This window comes from Pseudoteredinibacter isoporae (assembly GCF_011602085.1).
In the GTDB taxonomy this organism is placed as follows: Bacteria; Pseudomonadota; Gammaproteobacteria; order Pseudomonadales; family Cellvibrionaceae; genus Pseudoteredinibacter; species Pseudoteredinibacter isoporae.
In genome coordinates, this window is the sequence record NZ_JAAONY010000001.1 from 258,740 (window position 1) to 281,144 (window position 22,405).

The following is a 22,405-nucleotide window of genomic DNA, read 5'->3' on the forward strand; positions in this document are numbered from 1 at the left end:
CGCTCATCGTTTGCGTATTCTATTGGAGGCGAGCTTGTCCGATTATCTATTCCACAATCAGCAACTGGCACTCATCGCTGGCACCATGATCAGCATGATGCTGTTTTTGTTGTGGGATGATTTCAACAAGCGTTCCGGAGCCAGTCAAAATATTCAAACGCGCTGGCCCGGTAATTTGTTTCTTGCGGCACTCAATACCTTATTGGTCGTTTTCGCTCTGGAGCCGGCCTTAAAACCTGTTAGCCAATTTATTGCCGAGCTGCTGCACAATAAGCTGGGCTGGATAGCGCCTCTTACGCATACTGAGTATCACTGGATTGTCTATTTTATTCCCGCCATATTGGTGTACGAACTGGTGGATTATGTAATACACCGATTTGCGCACCGACTGCCATGGCTATGGCGTTTGCACGCAACTCATCACACCGATACCCGTGTGGATGCCACGACCGCACACCGCCACCACCCATTGGAAATTGTCGTAAACAGTTTTTTAGGCGCGCCCTTTCTGGTCGCAATCGGAGTGCCTATTATGGTCGCCATATGGCATCCATTAATCAGAATGGTACTCATTGCCTTTAACCATTCGAATTCACTTTTGCCGGATTGGCTGGACAAGCCTCTGTCGTATGTCCTGGCCACACCCAACTTTCATCGCATCCATCATTTTAGTGAACGCCAATATACGAACAGCAACTACGGCACCATTTTTTCTTTTTACGACCACCTTTTCGGTACCGCAAAGTATTTACCCAAAGCCGAACTCGAAACAAAAGAAATCGGCCTGGAATATCTGCGGAACGATCGAGAAAACAATCCTTTAGGCTTACTAATATCGCCAGCATCGACAGTCTTTAGTGCATCTGATAGAGTTCGGAATCCTAATAATAATTAAACCTTGTGTCTTAAGTGGGTACTATGAAAACGCGCATTTCCGCCCTTTTCCCAATCCTTGTCGGTCTCAGCCTTTCAACTCAATTGGTCAATGCACAGGTGGTTATCGGAACACCTGACCCTCAGCAGGTTCCCATTATGGGCGCACCGATTTTGATGATTATGGGTGGGTTACTGGGCTACATCGCGTTTCGCTTTCGAGGCGCTCAATTAAGCCGCGTTAAAATGGGATTATTGGCCGCAACGTCTGCCACGTTGCTGTCTGTCGGAAGCGGCATCAGCCTGATCGAATCTTCAGAGGCAACAGCAGGTAACTTTGTTGTCATTAATACTCAGGCCGACACCAGTTATAACGTCCTGCAAAGCCAGATCAACAATTACCAAAACAACACTGGCATTACCCTTGAAGTGAAGAGTCTTACGCTTCCTGCCAGCAACTGTAGCGACAAACCTATTCCCAATGTCGGCGGCTTACAGCGCTGCAGCGTTGGCGCAAGCATTCAACACACGAATTCCTGTCGAATCGATTGCACACCGTAAACACGATCGATTCAAGATCAAATACATAATTTATAAATGAATGAAGCCCCTGGCGGGGCTTTGCAAATATGGGGTATATCATGAAACTTCGTAATCTGAGCTTACTCGTACTTCTGCTTGGCAGTAATTTTGCCCATGCCCAAATCGTTATTGGCGCTCCTGTGCAGGAAGTTCCGGTGCTGGGTGCTCCATTGCTTGTGCTGCTCGGCGGGGTATTGGCTTATGTGGCTTATAAATTTAAATCCCTTGGCCGCGGAAAATTACACACCGGCTTAATGACCTTTGGAGCCTTGACACTGATTGCAACCGGCAGCGGCATCAGCCTTATTGAAAAAGGTGTCGCGAGTGGCACACTGGTGGGCATCACGGCAACCGGCGACACCTCCTACACAATCAACGCAAGTGACATCAACACCTTTCAAAACAACACCGGCATTACTTTGGAAGTAAAAAGCATTCAATTGCCCGGCACATGCACCAATGCTGATCTCGCCGTACCGCCGGCCAACACTGTGAAATGTGCAGTGAACCTCAGCATTCAGGCAACCCATTCCTGTTACATACGCTGTAATTAATCCAAGCTTCCGAAGAATATTGCTCCGGCGACAAAAAGCCGGGGCATATCCACTTTCTTTCCAACTTCCCTCTTTAATACTGGTACTACCCGGTATATTCGTACAGAATCCGGGGTTATCTTTTTCCAGTCCATTCTTATTGAAGGCTTAAATTATGAAGAAATTTGGCCCAGGATTATTGGTTGCTGCTGCGTTTATCGGCCCGGGCACCGTTGCCACCGCCAGTAAAGCTGGCGCCGGCTTTGGTTTCGCTTTGCTTTGGGCATTGTTGTTCTCGGTATTCGCTACGATAGTTTTGCAGGAAATGGCCGCCCGCCTGGGGTTAGTTACCGGCAAAGGTCTCGCTGAAGCCGTTCGCGCCAGCTTTCACCGTCCGGAACTGAAAAGCCTGAGTATCTTCTTGATTATTGCCGCGATTGGTTTGGGTAATGCAGCCTATCAAACCGGCAACATCGCCGGCGCGGCCCTGGGCATCAACAGTGCCATTGATGTTTCCAATCAATTGGCCGCCGGTATTATCGCACTGCTGGCCTTTGCTTTACTCGCCAGCGGGCATTACAAGCTGATTGAAAAGGCCCTCATTTCCCTCGTGGTCTTAATGAGCATTGTTTTTCTGTTGACCTTATTTTGGGTCGGCCCGGATTGGCTCGGTATTTTGAAGGGCTTGTTCACCCCAAGCATTCCCGATGGCAGCGTGCTGATCGTTATCGCCCTGATTGGCACCACCGTCGTGCCGTATAATCTCTTCCTTCATGCCAGCAGTGTCAGCCAGGCCTTCAAGGAATCCGGAGAAAGCGATATTGATCAGGCGCTGTCACACAGTCGCTGGGATACCGGCTTATCCATTGGCTTTGGCGGCTTGATCACTTTGGCCATCATCGCCACCTCGGCAACCGCTTTTTTTGGTCAGAGTGAGAGTTTTCAGGCAAGCCAACTGGCCCAGCAGCTTGAACCACTATTGGGCCCAGCCGCTAAGTATTGTTTTGCATTGGGTATGCTGGCGGCAGGTTTGACCAGCGCGATTACGGCACCTTTGGCAGCAGCGTTTGCGGTGTGTGGCGCAATGGGATGGTCCACCGATTTTAAAAACCGACGCTTTCAATTTATCTGGTTTGCCGTGTTGCTGAGCGGCGCCGGCTTTGCAATTGCGGGTACCAAGCCACTGGCGGCCATTATTTTCGCTCAGGCAGCGAATGGCTTATTGCTGCCCTTGATCGCTGTTTTCCTATTGCTGGCGATGAACCAGGAACGCCTGCTCGGGAATTACAAAAATGGATTGCTGGCCAATTGCCTGGGAGGTTTTGTGGTGATTCTGGTGTCTTGTCTCGGACTCTACAAACTCTACAGCTTATTCTAAGCCGCAGTTTTCTAAGCCACAATTAGAAAAACGTCGGGCGATGCTGGCGTACAAACCAACTATAAGCCCATCGCCTGACGTACGATTTTATTTTTCAACACACCTACCTTATCCAGGCTGCGCATACCTTCGTTACGCAACCAACGCAACGAAATATTCTTGCTGCCGAACAAGCGCTTAAAGCCTTCCATTGTTGCCATCATGGTCAAATTGTCGGCCATGCGCTGGCGCTGATAACGTCTGAGGATAGAGTAGTGACTGACAGGCACATCGCGTGTGACAGCGTATTGAACCTGCTCAACAAACGCCGCGACATCTTTTAAACCCAAATTCACACCTTGCCCAGCTAATGGATGAATTGTATGTGCCGCATCACCAGCCAACGCAAAGCCGGGCTTGATATATTCCCGTGCATGGCGTTGGCGTAAAGGAATTCGAAAACGCTTGGCCACCGCTTTGACATCACCCAATTCAAATTCCAGTGCAGCCGCCAGCTCTTTGGAAAACTCTCGATCATCCAGGGCCATCAATTCTTCAGCACGCTCGGGGATACAGGACCAAACGATGGAGCAAAAATGCTCATCAGCGGAATCCCCCTCACCACCTCTCGACAGAGGCAAATACGCCAGAGGACCGGTGCTGATAAAACGCTGGCGAGCGATGCCCTGATGCGCTTTGTCGGTTTCAACCGTCGTGACAATGGCATCGTGGCCATAGTCCCATTCCCGTGTGGCAATCTGCATCATTTGACGTAGCGGAGACAAAGCACCATCACAGGCAAGCACCAGTGTTGCTCGCACATGGGTAACAGGCTTATCGGAATCATGCTGCAAGTTGAGTTCTTGTTGCCCATCAAGCCACTGAATCTCGCTTACACGGCATTCATTCAATAGGGTAATATTTTCCGCGCCGGTCAAACGTTCGGATAAGGCCGACACCAGCAATTTGTTTTCAACGATATGCCCAAGATTGTGTTCCTGAATATCGCTGCTGTCGAAGGCAATACGCGCGGTACCTTCTGCATCCCAAACTTGCATATCGGTATAAGGGCAAAGGCGCTTGGCCTCAAGCAGCGGCCAGGCACCCACCTCTTGCAGCAGAGTTTGGGAGTCTCTCGTCAGAGCGACGACACGAGGATCAAAGTCATCAACCGAAGTCGCGGTGCTATGATCGGCCAATGCCATACAGGCTTTGGCAGCATCCAGCAAAACGATATTTAAATTCGGAACAGCGTTGGCGAGAGCAAGAGCAGCTGTGCTACCTACCAGGCCCGCGCCGACGACGGCGATATCAAATTCTTGTTGGGAATGGTCGCTCACGACTCAACTCGCTTTCTCAGATTCAACACTGGCAATACGTGACAAGCGCCCTGCCACCCCCATGGTTTGCTTGGCAAGAAACTGCTTCGCCTCTGGAAATAATGCCAGAGCCACAAAGCCTGCACTTCGAAACAATTGTTTGGGTAAATTCTGGCTGCTGAATACTTTGACAATCTGATCGCTGAAATTAACGGTAAGATCCTGATCGTTTTGTTGTTGCAAAAGATAGGATTGCAACACCGAGAGATCACCCAATGACCGCTTGCTTTTACTGGCGGTTCGAAGCGTGTCCGCCAACGCCACACAATCTCTTAAAGCCAGATTAAAGCCCTGCCCGGCAACCGGATGCAAATAGTGCGCGGCATTTCCCAAAACCACCAGAGAACTGCGTACCTGCTCACGGACAATTTGCAGCTGCAAGGGATAACTCTGCCGCGAACCTATTTTACAGAAACGCCCCAGGCGATAGCCAAAACGTTCCTGCAGCAAGTCCAGCAATTCATCATCACTCAAATCCAGAGTTGCCTGTAATTTTTCACTGGGTAAGGTCCATACCAAGGCACAACGATTCGCCTGATCACTTTCACCCAGAGGCAACAATGCCATGGGACCCTGCTCGGTAAAACGCTCATAGGCAACACCGCCATGTGCTTTGGTGGTTTCTACCGTCGCGATCAATGCTGACTGGCCATAGTCTTGTACTTCACGATGCAAACCCAATTGCTGCGCAAGCAGGGAATCTCCACCGTCTGCCAAACAGAGCAGCTTGGTATCGATCGTTTGGGTTTCATTGTTCCGAATAAACTGAAGTTGAGCCGCGTCAGATCGCATCGTAACCTGCTCTACTTCACAGGCATCAAACCATTGGATCTGATTTTCCCGCTGCAAGGCCTGAAGCAAAACCCGTCCTAACCAAGCGTTGTCAATCACCGCACCAAGAAGATCAACACCCTGTTTTTTATGGCAGATTTGCGTGCCTGCAAAATGCCCACGATCAGAAACATGAACCGTTTTAATCGGCGTATGATGTTCCGCCAACGTTGGCCACAAACCCAGAGCCTGAAAAATTTGTACACTGCCCAGCGACAAGGCAGTCGCCCGCGCATCAAAACTTGGTTGATACAGCGCTTCATTGTTATTTTTCGGAAAAGGGAATCGCTCAAGCAAAGCAATGCGCCAATCAGGGTGTTGAGCGGCCAGCAACAGCGCCTGACTGATGCCCACCATCCCGCCACCGACAATGGCAATATCAACATTGAAAAAATTCGAATTCTCTTTGCTCATTTAACTGTCATCGATTATTTTGCATTCGTGGCGCTAAAGCATATGTCCGGCCATCAGGGCTTCAATATCCATCACAGATTTTGGCGCTTCGGCACTTAAGACCGTGCAGTGATGTTTATTGATCGCAATGTCGTCTTCAATGCGAACACCAATACCCCGCCATTTTTGATCGACCTGACTGTCCGTTGGAGAAACATAAATACCGGGTTCAATGGTCATGACCATGCCGGGCTCGAGTAAGCGCCACTGATCCGCTACTCGGTAGTCACCCACATCGTGCACATCCAGCCCTAACCAATGGCCAACTCTGTGCATGTAGAAACGACGGTAGGCCGCCGTTTCAATCAATTCATTGAGTTCACCGTCCAACAGACCAAGATCCAGCAACCCCTGAGTAATGATCTGAACCGATACCTCGTGGGGCTTGTCCCAATGATTGCCTGGCTTTGCTTCTGCAATCGCTGTTTCATTTGCGGCCAGAACAATTTCATAAATTGCCTGCTGCTCGGCACTGAAGCATCCACTGACAGGAAACGTCCGCGTTATATCGGCCGCATAATTTTGATATTCACAACCGGCGTCAATCAACACCAGCTCACCGGCCCGCATTTTTTTCTGGTTTTCAACATAGTGCAACACACAAGCATTGGCACCACTGCCAACAATACTGTTATAGGCAGGAAAACGAGCCGCTGATTGCGCAAAACGGTGATGTAACACAGCTTCGAGCTGATACTCAAACATCTCCGGGCGACAGGCTTGCATCGCTTCACGATGCGCCTGGGAAGAAATGCTCGCGGCCTTTTGCATAACTTTTATTTCTGCGGCACTTTTGAACAAACGCAGCTCATGCAAAAGATGATCAAGCTCCTGAAATTCACCGGGCGGCGTAGAACCCCCTCGCTCGTTACAGCGAATAGCATTCACCCATTCCATGACATGGCGATCGAATTGCGTATCACGCCCCATGGCGTAATAAATTCGGGTTCGGCCTTCAATCAAGCCTGGCAAAATATCGTCGATATCATCAATCGGGAACGCGTCATCGGCGGCAAAGTGTTGGCACACGCCTTCCGGGCCATAACGAAAACCGTCCCAGATTTCTTTTTCCGGATGCTTATCACGGCAGAACATCACAAACTCACCCTGCTCACGGCCGGGAATCAGTGCCAGAACCGCATCGGGCTCATTGAATCCACTCAGGTAATAGAAGTCGCTGTTCTGGCGAAACGGGAAATAGGTATCGTTGGAGCGCAGCTGTTCACTGGCCGCAGCGATAATTGCAATGCTGTCCGCTTCCATCAACTCCATCAAACGCTGTCGACGGCGCGCATATTCCTCAGGGCCAATAGCCATAGCTTCCCTTAATGTTTGAAACGACTAGTGCACAATGCCGGGCTGTTTTTTCCCTTCGCCGCTGGGTGGCGAAAACTCCAAAAACAGATTGACTGCCGCCAGGCGAACATATTCGCACACCTCGAACAAATCGGACTCGGACTGCTCACTGTCATCTTCATCCGTACCGATTTGCACGATAGCGGCAAAATCCCGGAGCGCCTCAGCGGATTCCGGGCTGAAACTCTGTTCGCCCGATAAGCCTGAACTTCCGAAGCCGGTCAGAAAGCCATGACACCACTGGGACAAAGCCTGCAGGCGCTGGCTCATCTCGGTATCCTCATCGGGCAGCACCAGACTAAAGCCCATGGCCTCGTCTTCCAAGGCCAGCAGAGTGTTGCTGTACATTTCGGCAATTGCCTGACGCAATTCTGCACTAATAAGCTTGTCATCAAGGTCGACTAAATCAAGAAACACCAGGGCCATTTGCTGCCATTTGGCAAGCCCAGGGCGGGCACCGCCACTAAGTTGGCCACACAGCATGCCATGCAATTCAGCTGGGCTGTTCAGGGCACCAATGGGAGCGAAAAAATCGCAATATTCATCAAAACTCAATAACTGGGACATAATCTCTCTAAATGCCGACGTGAAAACGGCGCCATTTTAACACGCTTGTCCGATTGATTTGCCTTTCCCGGGTTCGAGGAACGGATCCCTTCACAAGAATGAGCAAAAAAGCACGTCTGTTTATAGGGATAGGCTAAACTGTTAAGAAACTGCTTTAACACATTGACCCATTTACGTTGGCACAATATAGTAGGCATGATCAACTAGGCTTAATATCGCTATGGCAGACCTAAAAAAACTGGAAGAAAAACTGGATTTGCTTATCCAGCGCTGTCAGCTGTTACAGCAGGAAAATGACGTCCTCAAACAGGAACGCCAGCAATGGCATAGCGATAAAACGCGCCTGATAGAAAAGAATGAGTTAGCCCGCAGTCGGGTCGAGGCCATGATTGGTCGTTTGAAAGAATTGGAAGCCGGTGCAACTTAAGTGCCTGCCGGATTGACTAAGATAAGCAGATAGATCAGCAGCAAGACAGAAGAGACAGGTAAAGATATTGGTCATGAGTGCCCAACCTATGTCAGCCCAAGGAGAGCGGACAGTGAGCAACACAACCCCAACAGAGTTTGTCAAAATTCTCGACAAAGAGTATCAGGTTGCCTGTACTCCCGAGGAACGTGACGCCCTGATGCAGGCCGCTCGCAACCTCGACGCCAGAATGCGTGATGTGCGCACCAATGGCAATGTTATCGGCCTGGAGCGTATTGCGGTCATGGTTGCTCTTAACCTCAGCCACGAGCTGCTGAGTCTGCAGCGACGCCAGTCGGCCGCCGAAGCCGGACTGGATGATGAACTGCTGAATCGCCTGGCTGAGAAACTGGATAAAGCCCTCAAATAAGCTTGGCGGACAGTGTCTCAAACTGCCCGCTGAGTAATATTTCCCCGCCTCGCACAGCCCTTCTACAGTTTGTTTAAAATAGCCCCATACGAACGTTTTATTTAATTCGACACGCTAAAAATCCCTGTGTATGCCTTTCTCCATGGGCTATACTTCGCTTAACCCTGAGGTGTTCGCCCGTTGACGAGTCCTCGAGCCGATAATGAAGAAATCGGGTTTTTCTCGCCGCTGTTGGTGTGCACGTCCACACGTTGGAAAGCCTAATACAGCGCAGAATTTCCCCCCTTGAACCGTCGGGTTCAAGGCCAAGTCAGCCGCGGCGCCCTGGGGCCTAAATCCTAACCCCCTTCAAAAATTCCCAATCGCAAATCTTTTCCATGTCTCAGGATATTTCTTCGACCCGACAAGAACTGCGTAAATCGTTGCGCCAAAAACGACGTGCACTCAGTCAGCAGCAGCAGAGCTCCGCAGCTCAGAACGTCGCACAACAACTCGTGAAACTCCCGCTTTATGCGCATAGCCAGAATATTGCCGCATATATCGCCAGCGATGGTGAATTGGGCTTACAACCGAGCATTGAGCGAATTCTTGAAGCCGGCAAGCGTTGCTATCTTCCGCGAGTGATGGATACGACGACAATGGAATTCCGAAGCTTTGCGAGAAACACCCGGCTGGTCGATAACCGCTTTGGCATTCCCGAACCTGCTGGAGAAGTAACACCGATTGCCCCGCAAGATCTCGACTTGGTGCTTTTACCTCTTGTGGGCTTTTGTCGAACAGGTGGACGCCTGGGCATGGGCGGTGGCTTTTACGATCGCTGTTTCGCTTTTAAAGCTGAACAGGAGGGTAGTGGCCCAGCACTGATAGGTATCGCCCACAGCTTGCAGGAACTGAGCGAGTTGCCAGTGGAGAGCTGGGACATCCCCCTGAGCGGCATTCTCACCGACCAGGGTTATATCCCGGTTAAATAAACTCACCGAGTGAGCAGCTAGAAAGTGCGGGCGACCACTTCCGAGGACAGCTGAATCGACTGCTCTTTGGTTTTCAATTCAAATTCCAGCAGATCACCCGGTTCGATCGGACCAACGCCCGCCGGGGTGCCGGTTAGCACTATGTCGCCAGGCATCAGAGTGAAATGTTGGGTGATATGGCCGATCAGCGGCAATATGCCATTCAGCATATCCGCACTTCGACCTTCCTGCTGCACCAGATGATTGCGCTTCATGCTCAGCTCAAGGGCAGCCCAGTCTTCATCTTCGGACGGGCTGATAAATCCAGACACTGGACAACTGCCATCAAAGGCTTTGGACTTCTCCCAGGGCAGACCTTTCTCTTTTAGAGCGCTCTGAACTTCGCGCAGGGTCAGGTCCAGACCAATACCGATGCCCGCAATGGCGATGTTCGCCTGAAAGTCAGTGGCGCGGGCGATCTCGGCGCCAATCAGAATGGCAATCTCGGTCTCGATATGGCATTCGCCGCGATTACCGGGAATGCTGAAATGTGGGCTGATTCGACTGATCGCCGTTGGCGGCTTCATAAACAGGATGGGTTCTTCGGGGATGGGGTTGTTCAGCTCCGCTGCATGGGCTGCATAATTGCGCCCTACACACACCACCTTACCCACGCCCTTTTCCACACAAGGGGCAAAAGGCTGGCCATCCAGCATAATCTCAGCAGCCATAAGCTTAGAACTCCAAATCAATAGCACCACGGGCTGCATATGCTATCATAGCGCGCCTTAAAACAGGGCCACCGCTTTACGCCAAGAGCCCATAAAACGACCCATAGCAAGTAACGAGTTTCACATGGCCAGTATTTCCCTGGAAAAAAGCAAGATTAAGTTCCTGCTCCTTGAAGGTGTTCACCAATCCGCCATCGACACTTTAACGGCGGCCGGCTACACCAATATCGAATATCTGAAAACCTCTCTGCCCGAGGATGAATTGATCGCAAAGCTGGCTGACGCCCACTTTGTTGGTATTCGCTCCCGTACCCAGTTAACCGCTAAGGTTCTGGCGTCGGCGCCCAAGTTGATTGCCGTGGGTTGTTTTTGCATCGGCACCAATCAGGTGGACCTGAAGGCCGCCGAAGAACTGGGTATCGTCGTCTTTAACGCACCCTACTCCAATACTCGCTCGGTTGCGGAGCTGGTCATCGCAGAAGCCATTCTGCTGTTGCGCGGCATCCCCGAGAAGAACGCAGTATGTCACCGCGGTGGCTGGATGAAGTCTGCAGCGGATTCCTATGAGATTCGTGGTAAGACTCTGGGGATTATCGGCTACGGTTCGATTGGTACCCAGGTCAGTGTGCTGGCTGAATCTCTCGGCATGAAGGTCATCTTTTTTGATGTGGTCACCAAGTTGCCTCTGGGTAATGCCAGTCAGGTTCGCAATCTGAACGAGTTACTGAACCGTTCAGACATCGTCAGCCTGCACGTACCTGAAACGGCCGCGACCAAGATGATGATCGGCCCCGAAGAATTGGCCCAAATGAAAGACAAGGCTATTCTTTTGAACGCTTCTCGCGGCACGGTTGTCGACATCGAAGCGCTGGCGGAAAGTTTGAAGTCCGGCAAGCTTGGCGGCACCGCCATTGATGTTTTCCCGGTAGAGCCTCGCGGTAATGCAGATGAATTCCAGAGCCCATTACGCGGTATCGACAACGCCCTGCTGACACCCCACATTGGCGGCTCCACTCAGGAAGCCCAGGAAAACATTGGTTTGGAAGTGGCTGAGAAGCTGGTCAAATACTCCGACAACGGTACTACCATTACCGCTGTTAACTTCCCCGAGGTGGCCTTGCCTGCGCATTCAGACGTTCATCGCTTATTGCATGTTCACCAGAATGTGCCTGGCGTAATGTCTGCCATCAACTCGGTGTTCTCTGAAAACAATATCAACATTCTTGGTCAATACTTGCAGACCAATGATTCCGTTGGTTACGTTGTTGTGGACATTGATGCGGAATACAGCGATGTGGCACTGCAGCAGCTGAAGAGCATTGAAGGCACAATGCGTTGTCGCGTGTTGTTTTAATGTTAAATGGCTCCGCCTCTTGAGCAGAGCCATTCTATTCCGGGGATCGTTACGTCCCCGGTTGTCCTGCTTTTCACACCCCCAAAATCAAAACCCACTTAAGGTTCTGTTTCTTGCCTCAACAATGAGTGGGCGATATTACAAATACGAACAGCAGTAATCCAAAGGCTCAACAACTTTTAATGAAAACTCGCTGTCTGCTGGCACCTTAAAATCATCGCCAGATTTTACGGTTTGCCATTCTTTCTGGCCGGGCAACAAAATGTCTGCCTGACCCGCCAGCACTTCCATCAGTTCAGCGGCTTCCGTACCGAAGGTGTATTCACCGGGCAACATCAGACCCAGTGTTTTTTTACTGCCATCTGCGAACAAGACTGTTCGGCTGACAACCTTTCCGTCGAAATAGATATTGGCCGCTTTAACAACGCTTACGTTTTCGAATGTAGACATGGTTTTCTCTTTGCTATGGTTTTGTTTAATTTTAGGTGGATTATATAGCAAAGGGCACACGATGTGCGCAGCCTGCGAGCATGCAGCAGCAACACCGAAAACTGCGTAACGGAATTTGCGTTAATCTCTCAACAGATCTTTTGCAATCGCCAACACCTGCATTTCGTCTGTGCCACCATAGATCTGTAAAATCTTGGCATCGCGCATTAATTGTTCCACACGATATTCGCGCATATAACCATTGCCACCAAAAATTTGTACCGCTTGCGTTGTGACGTCCATCGCAGCTTGCGCAGCGTACAATTTCATGGATGAGGCTTCCGCCATACTCATCGGCAAACCCTGCTGGCTCATTTCAATATAGCGAAACACCATATTCTGAATGTTGACCCGTGCCACTTCCATATTGGCGAGTTTTAATTGGATCAGCTGGAATTCTCCAATGGCCTGACCAAACTGTTTTCGCTCCTTGGCATATTCCACAGACAGTTCCAGTGCGCGCTCGACAATACCCAATGCCATCGCTGCTATACCGGCTCGCTCCTGGGCGAACGTGGCCTTGGCCCCTCCGCGACCATAACTGTTCACGTTGCCGCCCAACAGGCGATCATCTTCAACAAAAACGTCCTGTAAAAATAACTCACCTGTTGGCGAGGAACCAATGCCCATTTTGTGGAAGGGTTTGGATTGCTCCAGACCTTCCATGCCGGAATCCAGAACAAAAGAAACAATTTTACGCTGCTCGGCGGGAACACCTTCTTCATCCAATTTACAAATAAACACGATGGTGTCGGCATAGGGCCCATTGGTAATAAAAGTTTTATTGCCGTTGAGACGATAACCACCATCCACGCGCTTGGCCGTTGATTTCATTTGCCCAAAAGCGTCACTGCCGGAATTCGGTTCGGTGATGGCCCAAGCGCCAACTTTTTCAAGGGTCAGCAAAGGCAGGGCCCAACGTTTCTTTTGCTCCAACGTGCCCTTGGACATAATGGCACCGCCCGTTAAGCCCATTGAGACACCCATGGCGGTTACCAAGCCTTGAGCGTGACGACTGATCTCAATGGTCGGTATCAAACTCAAGGCCGCGTCGCGACCGCTGTCGGACTCGGATTTTTTATCGGGATTATTGGCTTCCGCAATACGACGTTCAAAAGACGCTCTGGCCATTTCATCCAGGCCGAAGGTTTTGACGAATTTGCGAAGAATGTCGTAGGGCGGCAAGCCCTCATACTCCAGATCATCGAGGTGGGGAACAATTTCTTTTTCGACAAAATCCCGCACCATATCGCGAACACTCTGATGCGTCTCACTCCACTGAATCATAGGGCCTCCATTTGATTATTATTGGAAGGTTTGGCCAGACCGAGCCGTTGGTAGAAGAACCATTATCAACCCGGGAGAAAGCCAGGCAACAGGGGGAGAATCGTCGCGCTGATGGTGAATCAGGTCGTTTAAGCCAGATGCTGGCTCACTTGGCGAAACACTTGCTCGCGATAGCGCAACGCTTCATTGACCAGTTGATGGCGGCCTTCTTCGATCAGCTCCACTTTGACCTGACTAAAGGCTTTTTCAATTTGCGGCAGGTTGAATTCCCAATCCACCGTCTTGTCATCGGTCCCCTGAATAATGACGATAGCTTTGTCACAAGGTTCGCTCACCGCTTCAACCTTCTCCAGCCACTCTTTCATCGCGGCCACCCAGGTCACCGAAAGCTGTTTGGGCTGCAAGACATCCTGTTCCGCCAAAAATTTCATAAAGGGAATATTGTGGGAGTTAATGGCGAATCGGCGGGGCATACTGTTGATGCGATTATTCAGTAATTTGAAAAGCCATTGCCCGCTGTTCCAACCGAAAGGCTTTACCAGAGGTGCCAGCAACAGCACCTTATCAAAATCATCGGTTTGCTGTGCCAACAAAGCATTCATGATCGCCGCACAGCCCGTACTCTGCCCCAACACATGAATGGGGCATTGCTCTTCATTGAGCAGGGCACGTACATTTTGCAAGGCTTTACTGTACTGGTCGAAACTGGCGATCGATGCTCGCTCACCCGTGCTTAATCCGTGTCCTGGCAAATCGAAGCCCAGTACCGCATAACCCTCCTTCAAAAGATGGCGAATGATATGCTGGTAAATGCCCATATGGTCGTAGTAACCGTGAACCAAAACCACCCAGGCTTTGAAGTCCCATGGGCGCCAGGCCTGACATAAAATCTCAAATTCAGCGCTGTGAATTTTCCCCATGTCATGGCGCAGTTCCAACTCAGGAAATTCACCAGGGAAATCAATATTGTAAAAACTCAGATACTGTTGCTTTAACAGGGCCACATCGTCACTGTCAGCCTCGGAGCCCTCAAAACTGAAATTGCCCAATAAATCTCGTAACTTGTGAAGTTGTTTTTCACTGAGCCAATGGCCATTGGGGTAATACTGGGCTTCTTTGCTGATCATAAAGTGTCACTTAATTCTGAAGGCGGCTGCACCGTTCCTGTGCCGGTCAGACGTTAAAGTTCTCTCAAATCCTTGGCGGGCTCACCCGTGTCCAGCACCCTTTGCCAATCTTTTAATCGCTTGGCAATCAACTCGCTGGTACGTGGATTGGTTTCCCATTCATAGGCGCGCTCCATCACATAGATGGCTTCTTTGCGCTTGCCTTGCTCCCAATATATGAAAGCGGTTAGCTGCTCAAAGTTCCCTTCTTTCTCTTGAAGTTTCTTGGCTTTTTTCAGGTTTTCCAGAGCACTGTCAAAGCGCTTGTCGCGATAATCTCTCTGGGCGTTGGCAAAATGATAGTAAGGGTTACGCTGACGATGCCGCGATGATTTCTCGGACAGTATACTCGCTTCGTCAGGGCGGCCCGTCATACGATAAAGGTTCGCCAGATTGGACATGACGCTGTAGTCCCGACGATTCAGTGTCAACGCCTTAAGATAGGCACGCTCGGCCAATTCCAAACGGTTGATGCGCCGCAACGCCAGACCCAGATTGCCCCAGGCCACCACTTTTTTCGGGTCGGCTTTAATCGCCGAGTGGAGATACTTAAACACCGTGGGCCAATCGTCTTCAAACATGGCGTCAACCGCCAGGTTATTAAACTGAAGCGCCAGGGCTTCATGATCGCTGATTTCACGACTCGGATAAAAATGACTAAAACGGTCCATACGGAAATCGACGATTTTCTTTCGACCAGTTGCCAGGGTCGCAACAATATTGACATGACGAAAACGCAGCAATAAATCTTTTTCGCCCAGACTCCAGCTGGGTGGTAAATCCACCTCCTGAAACGAAACACGCAAGTTGACGTATCGGCTCATGGCAATAAACAGCGCCGAGTAAGACAGGCAATTTGCTTCACCTGCCGAGAACGCCCCTTCAGCACTGTAGTGGGCATCTGCCCGATAAGACATACCCGTTGACGGATGATTGATGGCATTGTGAACTTCAATCAGGCGACGCCCTGTTGCACCTTTGCGCCGCACATAGGTATCGGCAAAGGTTTTCATATCCGGGCTCATGTACAGAAATTTATTCAGTTCTTCTTCAACGTCAAGCGCGGGATAGTTTTCAAGAAAGGCTTCGAGCTGTTCGGTGCTTGCTGCACCTTTGGGCACATTATGCTGGGGCGCTCCGCAGGACACTAAGAAGCAGCTGCTCATGAACACCAGCAGCCACTTTAGCGAAGCGTTTAAGGTTGTCGAACCTGCCATTGCTTTGCCTCCAGTAATCACGACGACGCAAAGCAATGGACTTTTGATTATGCTTTTTTATCTTCCTCAATGGCCCAATCCAGGGCGTCCAAGTGCTGTTTGCGCGCTTTTACTTTTGTCGCTGCAAACGCGTTGGCATTAAGTGTTGCCATATGCTGCGCCATGGCCGCAGCCTCTTGCTGCAGCGCTTCTTCATTGGCGACTGTTTTGTCCAGGAAACCTGCATCAACAGCCGCCACAGGATTAAATACCTCTGCATTGATCATAGCACGATTGAAATAAACCGGCGCAAGACGACCTCGACATAACTCAATGCCCGCATGATGCATGGTCAAACCAATCGCAACTTCATTCAAGCTGATTTTGTATTCACCTTCAACACCAATGCGATAGTCCGAGGCTAATAACAGAAAAGCGCCCTTGGCAATTGCGTGACCATTACAGGCGGCAATGATCGGCTTAGGAAACGCCAACATACGACGAGTCAGACGGGAACCCGCATCCACCATATCCCGTACCGCCGCCATGCCGCCCTGCTGCATCACACCAAGGTCATATCCACCACTCAACATACCTTCGCGACCGGTAAAAATAACCGCTTTGAACGGTGCCGCTTCAGCGCGGTCCAGCGCTTCGTTGATGGCCGCGATCATGGCGGGGGACAGCACATTGACTTTGCCATTGTCGAAGCGGAGCGTAATCGCGTGCTCGGTTTCAGTGTAGTGGATGAGGTCGCTCATAAAATTTCCTGTTCTGTATCTCTGGACCTTGTCTCAGGTCTATAGGGTTATCGGCCCGTCAGATTGCTCCGTCAGCACGCGGTTCAATAGCTCGTGCAAGCTCTCACCCGTGGTTGTGCATCGCCATTGGCCATCGTCCCACTGACAGTGAAAGCCGCCGGATTTGGCAGCCACCCAGATTTGCTGCATCGCCAGCTGGCGGGAAACAATCACCTGGGTATCGGTATCTTCACAGTCGATGGTTAAAATTCCTGAGCTGGATTCAAAGTCCAAGGCGCCTTCGCACTCATCAATGGCATCTTCCAGGGCCAACAGGGTTGCTTCAGCTTCGGCTAGGAATTCAGCTTCATTCATGGTCTTATCTCTCTATGTGTCTCTTTTGTCTTTCTGTAATTCGCACTCTGCGTTTTGCACCGTGAAGGCGTGCATCAACGACTCGATCAGACCAAGCATTGTAGCATGACCGAATTTGAACATTAGACACAGGGTCAATGTTGCCAAAGCTATATCCACCGCCGCCTTTACCGTATACTGCGACGTGCACAATAAAACCCGTCCGCACATTGCGAACGGGCCTCATGTCGCGAAGAAAGAAGGCATGACGATGACCAAACGCTTACCGCCAGCGAGCAAGAAGCGTTAATAGACTCATTGAGAGAACGACTATGAAAAAAACCTATGCAATGATTTTCGCTCTGCTGGTCCTGGCCGGACTGAGCGCCTGCGGCCAGAAAGGTCCTCTGGTTCTGCCTCCACCTGAACCCGCACCGCAGGAAGAACCCGCTGAAAGCGAGTAATTCCGGCAATACCTTCAAACGATAACGATACAGCAATAGCATCATGCAAGATTTTCACTATCAAGAGCAGCAGCTCATGGCGGAGCAGTGCCGTCTGGACAGCATTGCCGACCAATTCGGTACGCCTTGCTATGTCTACAGCCTGGCCCATATCCGCCGCCAATACCAAGCCTACGCCGATGCCCTGGGCAGCCGGGGTATGGTGTGCTACGCGGTAAAAGCCAACTCCAATATCGCCGTTCTGCAACAGCTCGCCAAGCTCGGCTCGGGCTTTGATATTGTCTCGGAAGGCGAACTGGAACGTGTTCTGGCCGCTGGCGGCGACGCGGAAAAGATCGTCTTTTCCGGTGTTGGTAAAAAACCCCATGAAATGCGTCGCGCTCTGGAAGTGGGTATCCATTGTTTTAATGTGGAATCCGAAGCCGAACTGGATGTCCTGGCTCAGGTGGCCGAAGAGATGGGTAAAACCGCAGCCGTATCCCTGCGCGTAAACCCCGATGTGGATGCCAAGACCCATCCTTATATTTCGACCGGTTTGAAAGAGAACAAATTCGGTATCGATATCAAGCGCGCACCTGAGGTGTATAAGAGAGCCGCTGCCAAACCTTCGTTAAAAGTCGCCGGCATCGACTGTCATATCGGTTCCCAACTCACTGAGCTGGCTCCCTTTATCGATGCTCTGGATCGCCTCCTGCAATTGGTCGACAAGCTCGAAGCGCTGGGCATAGAACTGGAGCATATGGATCTCGGCGGCGGCCTCGGTGTGAACTATCAAGGCGAACAGCCTCCGGCGATCGCCGAACTTGTCGAAGCGGTTATCGAGAAGACAGCCGGACGCAAGGAACAACTGGTTTTTGAACCTGGGCGCTCCATTGTTGCCAATGCCGGCATTTTGCTGACCCGCGTGGACTATCTCAAGCCCACCGAGCACAAGAACTTCGCCATTATTGATGCCGCCATGAACGACAATATCCGACCCTCGCTTTACCAGGCGTGGCAGCAGGTATTGCCGGTCGCCGAACGCCATGAAGAAACGTTGGAATGGGACTTGGTTGGCCCAGTCTGTGAGACCGGTGATTTTATGGCCAAGCAACGCCAATTGGCGCTGACTGAAGGAGATTTATTGGCGGTGATGTCCGCAGGAGCCTATGGCTTCACCATGAGTTCCAATTACAATAGTCGCCCAAGAGCCGCCGAAATTCTGGTTGACGGCGACACGGCACATCTGGTTCGCAAGCGTGAAACCATTGCCGAATTACTGGCCCAGGAGCAGCTGCTGTAAGCCTGCCTGTGCCGCAGAGCGTTAGCCTGTTAGAAGCCGAGTGTTAAAAGCGTAGAAGGAAAGTGTTGTGAGACTGAGATTTACCAAGATGCACGGCCTGGGAAATGATTTCGTCATGATCGACGCCGTCAGCCAGCGCATCCGACTCAGTGCAGAGAAAATTCGCAAGATCGCCGATCGCCGTTTTGGCATCGGCTGCGATCAACTATTGATCGTTGAGATCCCCAGCCGCCCGGATGCCGATTTCAAGTATCGCATTTTTAACTGCGATGGCAGCGAGGTAGAAAACTGTGGCAATGGCATTCGCTGCTTTGCCAAGTTCGTCCGCGAACGCAAGCTCACCGGGAAAAACATCATCCGCGTAGAAACCAAAGCCGGCGTGCTGATACCCGAGATCGACGAAGATGGTGATGTCATTGTTGATATGGGCAAACCCGAGCTGGCTCCAGCCCAGATCCCGTTCCAGGCCGACCAGCAACAACCGCGTTACACACTGGAGCTGCAACACGGCAATATCGAAGTGGGTGCAGTCTCCATGGGTAATCCCCATGCGGTTCTTCAGGTCGAGAGCTGTGAAAGCGCTCCCGTTGAAGACTGGGGACCACAAATTGAAGCCCACCCGAAGTTTCCCAAGAAAGTGAATGCCGGCTTTATGGAGGTTTTGTCTCCTCACGAGATCAATCTGCGCGTCTTCGAACGTGGAGTCGGTGAAACTCTGGCCTGTGGCACAGGTGCCTGTGCGGCTGTGGTCAGTGGTCGCGAGCAGGGCCTGCTGGATGAAGAGGTCAAAGTTAACCTTCCCGGTGGCAGCCTGAACATCAAGTGGCCAGGGCGAGATCATCCGGTTATCATGACAGGGCCCGCGATTACGGCGTTTCATGGACAAATAAAGATATGAGCAACATAGAAAGTGCCATTGATGAGCAGGACATTGTCGAGTTCCTGAAGAACGACCCGGAATTTTTCCTGCGCCATCCGAATCTGATCACCGACATTCAGCTGCCCCATGCCAGTGGCAACGCCATTTCCCTGATCGAACGTCAGGTCAGTGTGTTGCGCGATCGCAATATGGAAATGCGCCACCGCTTGAGCAGTCTGCTGGAAAATGCCCGTGACAACGACAAGCTGTTTGATAAAACCAAGCGCCTTGTTCTCGCCCTGATGGAAGCCCAGGACCTGGGTGATATCGTCGATGCTCTGTTCTACAGCTTTAACAGCGAGTTTAAAATTCATTACACCACCCTGCTGCTGTTCAGTAAGGATGACAATATCGATGCCGGCCCCGCCCGCATCGTAACTCTGAACGAAGCCCGTGAACCGCTGGGCGCCCACATCAAATCCGGCAAAGCCAGCTGCGGTCACTTCGATGGCAACACCATCCATTATCTCTTTGAAGATAATGCCGCCAAAGTCGGCTCTGCCGCAATTGCCCCCTTGATTCACGGCAACTGTTTTGGCCTGCTGGCCATTGGTAATCGCGATTCTGATTACTATCGTTCGAGCATGGGCACACTGTTCCTGTCCTATATTGCCGACATGCTCAATCGCATTGTGCCCAAACATCTGCCGGCATAATTCATGAACAACCTGTCGCAACAGAGCCAGGCCTTCTGCGATTACTTGCAGCAGGTTCGACAGGTTTCTCCCCATACTCTGGCGAACTACCGCCGCGACCTGAATAAATTTATTGGCTACTGCGAGAGCCAAAATCTGGAAAGCTTGGAACCTCTCAGGGCGCACCATATTCGCCAATGTGTCGCCCAGCTGCACAGGCAAGGGTTAAGCGGTCGCAGTTTGCAGCGGTTGTTGTCTGCACTGCGGTCCTGGTTTCGTTTTGCCATCAAAGAACAATGGATAAAACAAGACCCAAGCGCTGGCATCAGCGCCCCGAAAACCAGCAAGCCCCTGCCCAAAACCATGGACGTCGATCAAACCGCCGACTTTATGAGCGTGGATCACGAAGATGCTTTTTTCCAGGCTCGCGACGGCGCCATACTGGAAACCATGTATTCTTCAGGTTTGCGCCTGGCTGAACTGACTGACCTGAATCTCTCCGATGTTGATTTTAAAGCTGGCACCCTTCTGGCTCGCGGTAAAGGCAATAAGCAACGCCTTCTGCCTCTTGGAAAACTGGCAATGCGGGCACTTCAAGACTGGCTGCAAGTGCGCAGCTTGCATGCAAAAGATGATGAGCCCGCTGTCTTTATCAGCAAACGCGGCACCCGCTTAAAACCGCGCAGCATTCAAGCCCGCTTCGATCGCCAGAGTTTAGCCAAAGGCCATCCGGTAAATCCGCATATGCTCCGGCATTCTTTCGCCAGTCACATGTTGGAATCCAGTGGCGATTTGCGTGCCGTTCAGGAATTACTCGGGCACGCCAACATTTCAACTACCCAAGTGTATACTCATCTGGATTTCCAACATCTCGCCAAGGTATACGATAAAGCCCACCCCCGTGCCTTGAAACCCAAAGACGAATAAGAATTTACCATGGCTACACTCAAGCTTATTTGCTTCGATCTGGACGACACCCTGTGGTCAACCAAACAGGTCATGCTCGAAGCCGAGAAACACTGCTATGCAATGCTGCAAGAAAAAGCCCCCGTACTGTGTGAACACTATGATTTGAAATCGCTTTTCGCCGCCCGCGTGGAAAAATGGAAAGTGCTGCTTGCAAAAAATCCGGAGTTAAAACATCAGGTCAGCCAGCTCAGACAGCAATCGCTTGCGCTGCTGTTACAGGACTACGACTTTTCAGAGCATGATGCCTCAAGCCTTAGCGCAGAAGTATTTGAGCTTTTTATGCATTGGCGACACAAGCCGGTTTATTTTAACAATGCGCTGGAGACTCTGGCTGAACTGAAAAAACACTATCATCTCGCCGCCATTACCAATGGCAATGCCTGCAGTGAACGTCTGGGATTGGATCAGTATTTCAGCCTGCATGTGAGTGCCGAAGAGCTGGGTGTTGGCAAACCGGAGGCCAAACCCTTTTTGCACACCCTGAATCATTTCAAGGTAAATGCCGACGAATGCTTGCATGTGGGCGATAACCCGGACGATGATATCTGGGGGGCACAACAAGCAGGCTTACACAGTTTGTGGTTTAACCGTAAACAGGAAGTCTGGCCCCATAAAGAGTATCAAGCCAGTCTGGAAGTTGATGCCTTGGAAAAAATACCTGCAGCGGTGAAGCAGCTGCAGGACGCTTTATCACGCTAAGCGATGTCGAATGCTAGATCGGTCTCGAACCGTATTTGCTTTGGGGCTTTCTCGGTGGATCAGCCATAACATCCGGTGCGATCCCTTGAATTTCTCCACCTTGCATTAGAAATTCCTGCACCTGGCGCTCCAATTCTTCCCGTATACCCTCTCGACATTTTGGCGTGAAGGAATGTTCCCTATCCAATTTCGCCAAAGATTCCAAACCTCCTGTTAGAATTTTTCCAGACTTCAAGCTAGCAGTTGCTTTACCTTTTTTATGGCTTTTTAATACTGTCATGTCGTCTCACACCCTAAGAACACATCCTTTAACTTAGGTATAGTTGAACGACACAAGCTCACCAATGAACAACAGAGCAGTGCGTCACATTTTTCATCTTTTTTCGTCAACTTTTACGAAAGC

General features: G+C 50.8%; 27 protein-coding genes and 1 other RNA gene. 16 read left to right on the forward strand and 12 right to left on the reverse strand.

Annotated elements, in window-relative coordinates:
* The first annotated feature begins 34 nt into the window (after window positions 1–34).
* The 4 genes from G8768_RS01095 (at window position 35) to G8768_RS01110 (ending at window position 3,366) form a co-directional block, all read left to right on the forward strand.
* Entirely contained in the window at window positions 35–895 is an 861-nt protein-coding gene (locus tag G8768_RS01095; RefSeq protein WP_166852722.1) for a sterol desaturase family protein, read from the forward strand.
* 23 nt (window positions 896–918) lie between these two features.
* The gene (locus tag G8768_RS01100) at window positions 919–1,434 is read left to right on the forward strand and encodes a hypothetical protein (protein WP_166852717.1); all 516 of its coding nucleotides are present in this window, start codon (window positions 919–921) and stop codon (window positions 1,432–1,434) included.
* Between the two features lie 80 nt (window positions 1,435–1,514).
* The gene (locus G8768_RS01105) at window positions 1,515–2,009 is read left to right on the forward strand and encodes a midcut-by-XrtH protein (RefSeq protein ID WP_166852714.1); all 495 of its coding nucleotides are present in this window, start codon (window positions 1,515–1,517) and stop codon (window positions 2,007–2,009) included.
* A gap of 154 nt (window positions 2,010–2,163) precedes the next feature.
* The gene (locus G8768_RS01110; protein WP_166852712.1) at window positions 2,164–3,366 is read left to right on the forward strand and encodes an Nramp family divalent metal transporter; all 1,203 of its coding nucleotides are present in this window, start codon (window positions 2,164–2,166) and stop codon (window positions 3,364–3,366) included.
* Between the two features lie 59 nt (window positions 3,367–3,425).
* Here the strand turns inward: G8768_RS01110 and G8768_RS20910 are convergent, their stop codons facing one another.
* The 4 genes from G8768_RS20910 to G8768_RS01125 are packed head-to-tail and all read right to left on the reverse strand — an operon-like array spanning window position 3,426 to window position 7,931.
* The gene (locus tag G8768_RS20910) at window positions 3,426–4,685 is read right to left on the reverse strand and encodes a UbiH/UbiF/VisC/COQ6 family ubiquinone biosynthesis hydroxylase (RefSeq protein ID WP_341800953.1); all 1,260 of its coding nucleotides are present in this window, start codon (window positions 4,683–4,685) and stop codon (window positions 3,426–3,428) included.
* Window positions 4,686–4,688: 3 nt separating this feature from the next.
* Window positions 4,689–5,969, reverse strand: a complete 1,281-nt coding sequence (ubiH, locus tag G8768_RS20915; RefSeq protein WP_243749341.1) for a 2-octaprenyl-6-methoxyphenyl hydroxylase — start codon at window positions 5,967–5,969, stop codon at window positions 4,689–4,691.
* A 33-nt stretch (window positions 5,970–6,002) separates the two neighbouring features.
* The gene (gene pepP / locus G8768_RS01120; RefSeq protein WP_166852709.1) at window positions 6,003–7,325 is read right to left on the reverse strand and encodes a Xaa-Pro aminopeptidase; all 1,323 of its coding nucleotides are present in this window, start codon (window positions 7,323–7,325) and stop codon (window positions 6,003–6,005) included.
* A gap of 24 nt (window positions 7,326–7,349) precedes the next feature.
* Window positions 7,350–7,931 carry a UPF0149 family protein gene (locus G8768_RS01125; RefSeq protein ID WP_166852706.1) on the reverse strand — a complete coding sequence of 194 codons (582 nt, stop codon included), beginning with the start codon at window positions 7,929–7,931 and terminating at the stop codon, window positions 7,350–7,352.
* Window positions 7,932–8,151: 220 nt separating this feature from the next.
* Between G8768_RS01125 and G8768_RS01130 the strand changes: the two genes are divergently transcribed.
* The 4 genes from G8768_RS01130 to G8768_RS01145 all read left to right on the forward strand — a co-directional run bounded on the left by G8768_RS01130 (window position 8,152) and on the right by G8768_RS01145 (window position 9,738).
* On the forward strand, window positions 8,152–8,358 hold the full coding sequence (locus tag G8768_RS01130) for a TIGR02449 family protein (RefSeq protein ID WP_166852704.1): 207 nt from the start codon (window positions 8,152–8,154) through the stop codon (window positions 8,356–8,358).
* 88 nt (window positions 8,359–8,446) lie between these two features.
* Entirely contained in the window at window positions 8,447–8,767 is a 321-nt protein-coding gene (locus tag G8768_RS01135; protein WP_166853486.1) for a cell division protein ZapA, read from the forward strand.
* 158 nt (window positions 8,768–8,925) lie between these two features.
* Window positions 8,926–9,102: non-coding RNA, 6S RNA (gene ssrS, locus G8768_RS01140), on the forward strand.
* A 42-nt stretch (window positions 9,103–9,144) separates the two neighbouring features.
* The gene (locus tag G8768_RS01145; protein ID WP_166852701.1) at window positions 9,145–9,738 is read left to right on the forward strand and encodes a 5-formyltetrahydrofolate cyclo-ligase; all 594 of its coding nucleotides are present in this window, start codon (window positions 9,145–9,147) and stop codon (window positions 9,736–9,738) included.
* Window positions 9,739–9,755: 17 nt separating this feature from the next.
* Here G8768_RS01145 and G8768_RS01150 read toward each other — a convergent pair whose 3' ends face one another.
* Complete coding sequence (locus G8768_RS01150) at window positions 9,756–10,448, reverse strand: fumarylacetoacetate hydrolase family protein (protein WP_243749342.1); 693 nt, start codon at window positions 10,446–10,448, stop codon at window positions 9,756–9,758.
* Window positions 10,449–10,572: 124 nt separating this feature from the next.
* Between G8768_RS01150 and serA the strand changes: the two genes are divergently transcribed.
* Entirely contained in the window at window positions 10,573–11,802 is a 1,230-nt protein-coding gene (serA, locus tag G8768_RS01155) for a phosphoglycerate dehydrogenase (protein ID WP_166852697.1), read from the forward strand.
* Window positions 11,803–11,940: 138 nt separating this feature from the next.
* On the opposite strand, the gene ppnP is transcribed toward serA, so the two are convergent.
* From ppnP to cyaY, 6 genes are all read right to left on the reverse strand, one after another.
* Window positions 11,941–12,252, reverse strand: a complete 312-nt coding sequence (gene ppnP, locus G8768_RS01160) for a pyrimidine/purine nucleoside phosphorylase (RefSeq protein ID WP_166852693.1) — start codon at window positions 12,250–12,252, stop codon at window positions 11,941–11,943.
* 120 nt (window positions 12,253–12,372) lie between these two features.
* The gene (locus G8768_RS01165) at window positions 12,373–13,578 is read right to left on the reverse strand and encodes an acyl-CoA dehydrogenase family protein (RefSeq protein WP_166852690.1); all 1,206 of its coding nucleotides are present in this window, start codon (window positions 13,576–13,578) and stop codon (window positions 12,373–12,375) included.
* A gap of 128 nt (window positions 13,579–13,706) precedes the next feature.
* Window positions 13,707–14,705: an alpha/beta hydrolase gene (locus tag G8768_RS01170; protein ID WP_166852687.1), complete on the reverse strand. Its 999-nt coding sequence runs from the start codon at window positions 14,703–14,705 to the stop codon at window positions 13,707–13,709.
* Between the two features lie 53 nt (window positions 14,706–14,758).
* Window positions 14,759–15,961 carry a tetratricopeptide repeat protein gene (locus tag G8768_RS01175; protein WP_166852683.1) on the reverse strand — a complete coding sequence of 401 codons (1,203 nt, stop codon included), beginning with the start codon at window positions 15,959–15,961 and terminating at the stop codon, window positions 14,759–14,761.
* Window positions 15,962–16,008: 47 nt separating this feature from the next.
* Window positions 16,009–16,701, reverse strand: a complete 693-nt coding sequence (locus G8768_RS01180) for a crotonase/enoyl-CoA hydratase family protein (RefSeq protein ID WP_166852680.1) — start codon at window positions 16,699–16,701, stop codon at window positions 16,009–16,011.
* A gap of 39 nt (window positions 16,702–16,740) precedes the next feature.
* Entirely contained in the window at window positions 16,741–17,055 is a 315-nt protein-coding gene (gene cyaY, locus G8768_RS01185) for an iron donor protein CyaY (protein ID WP_166852677.1), read from the reverse strand.
* Window positions 17,056–17,170: 115 nt separating this feature from the next.
* Between cyaY and G8768_RS01190 the strand changes: the two genes are divergently transcribed.
* The 7 genes from G8768_RS01190 to G8768_RS01220 all read left to right on the forward strand — a co-directional run bounded on the left by G8768_RS01190 (window position 17,171) and on the right by G8768_RS01220 (window position 22,002).
* Entirely contained in the window at window positions 17,171–17,344 is a 174-nt protein-coding gene (locus G8768_RS01190) for a hypothetical protein (RefSeq protein WP_166852672.1), read from the forward strand.
* A 22-nt stretch (window positions 17,345–17,366) separates the two neighbouring features.
* Complete coding sequence (gene lptM / locus G8768_RS01195; RefSeq protein WP_166852669.1) at window positions 17,367–17,498, forward strand: LPS translocon maturation chaperone LptM; 132 nt, start codon at window positions 17,367–17,369, stop codon at window positions 17,496–17,498.
* Window positions 17,499–17,541: 43 nt separating this feature from the next.
* Entirely contained in the window at window positions 17,542–18,780 is a 1,239-nt protein-coding gene (lysA, locus tag G8768_RS01200; RefSeq protein ID WP_166852666.1) for a diaminopimelate decarboxylase, read from the forward strand.
* A gap of 67 nt (window positions 18,781–18,847) precedes the next feature.
* A complete protein-coding gene (dapF, locus tag G8768_RS01205; RefSeq protein ID WP_166852664.1) occupies window positions 18,848–19,678 on the forward strand; it encodes a diaminopimelate epimerase in 831 nt (276 codons plus the stop codon).
* Window positions 19,675–20,355 (forward strand): DUF484 family protein, encoded by a 681-nt coding sequence (locus G8768_RS01210; protein ID WP_166852661.1) that lies wholly within the window; start codon window positions 19,675–19,677, stop codon window positions 20,353–20,355. The genes dapF and G8768_RS01210 overlap by 4 nt, the downstream gene beginning before the upstream one ends.
* Window positions 20,356–20,358: 3 nt before the next feature.
* Window positions 20,359–21,261 carry a tyrosine recombinase XerC gene (xerC, locus tag G8768_RS01215; protein ID WP_166852658.1) on the forward strand — a complete coding sequence of 301 codons (903 nt, stop codon included), beginning with the start codon at window positions 20,359–20,361 and terminating at the stop codon, window positions 21,259–21,261.
* 9 nt (window positions 21,262–21,270) lie between these two features.
* Window positions 21,271–22,002, forward strand: coding sequence for an HAD family hydrolase (locus G8768_RS01220; RefSeq protein WP_166852655.1), 732 nt, complete (start codon window positions 21,271–21,273; stop codon window positions 22,000–22,002).
* 13 nt (window positions 22,003–22,015) lie between these two features.
* On the opposite strand, the gene G8768_RS01225 is transcribed toward G8768_RS01220, so the two are convergent.
* Window positions 22,016–22,282: a hypothetical protein gene (locus G8768_RS01225; protein WP_166852652.1), complete on the reverse strand. Its 267-nt coding sequence runs from the start codon at window positions 22,280–22,282 to the stop codon at window positions 22,016–22,018.
* Window positions 22,283–22,405 lie beyond the last annotated feature (123 nt).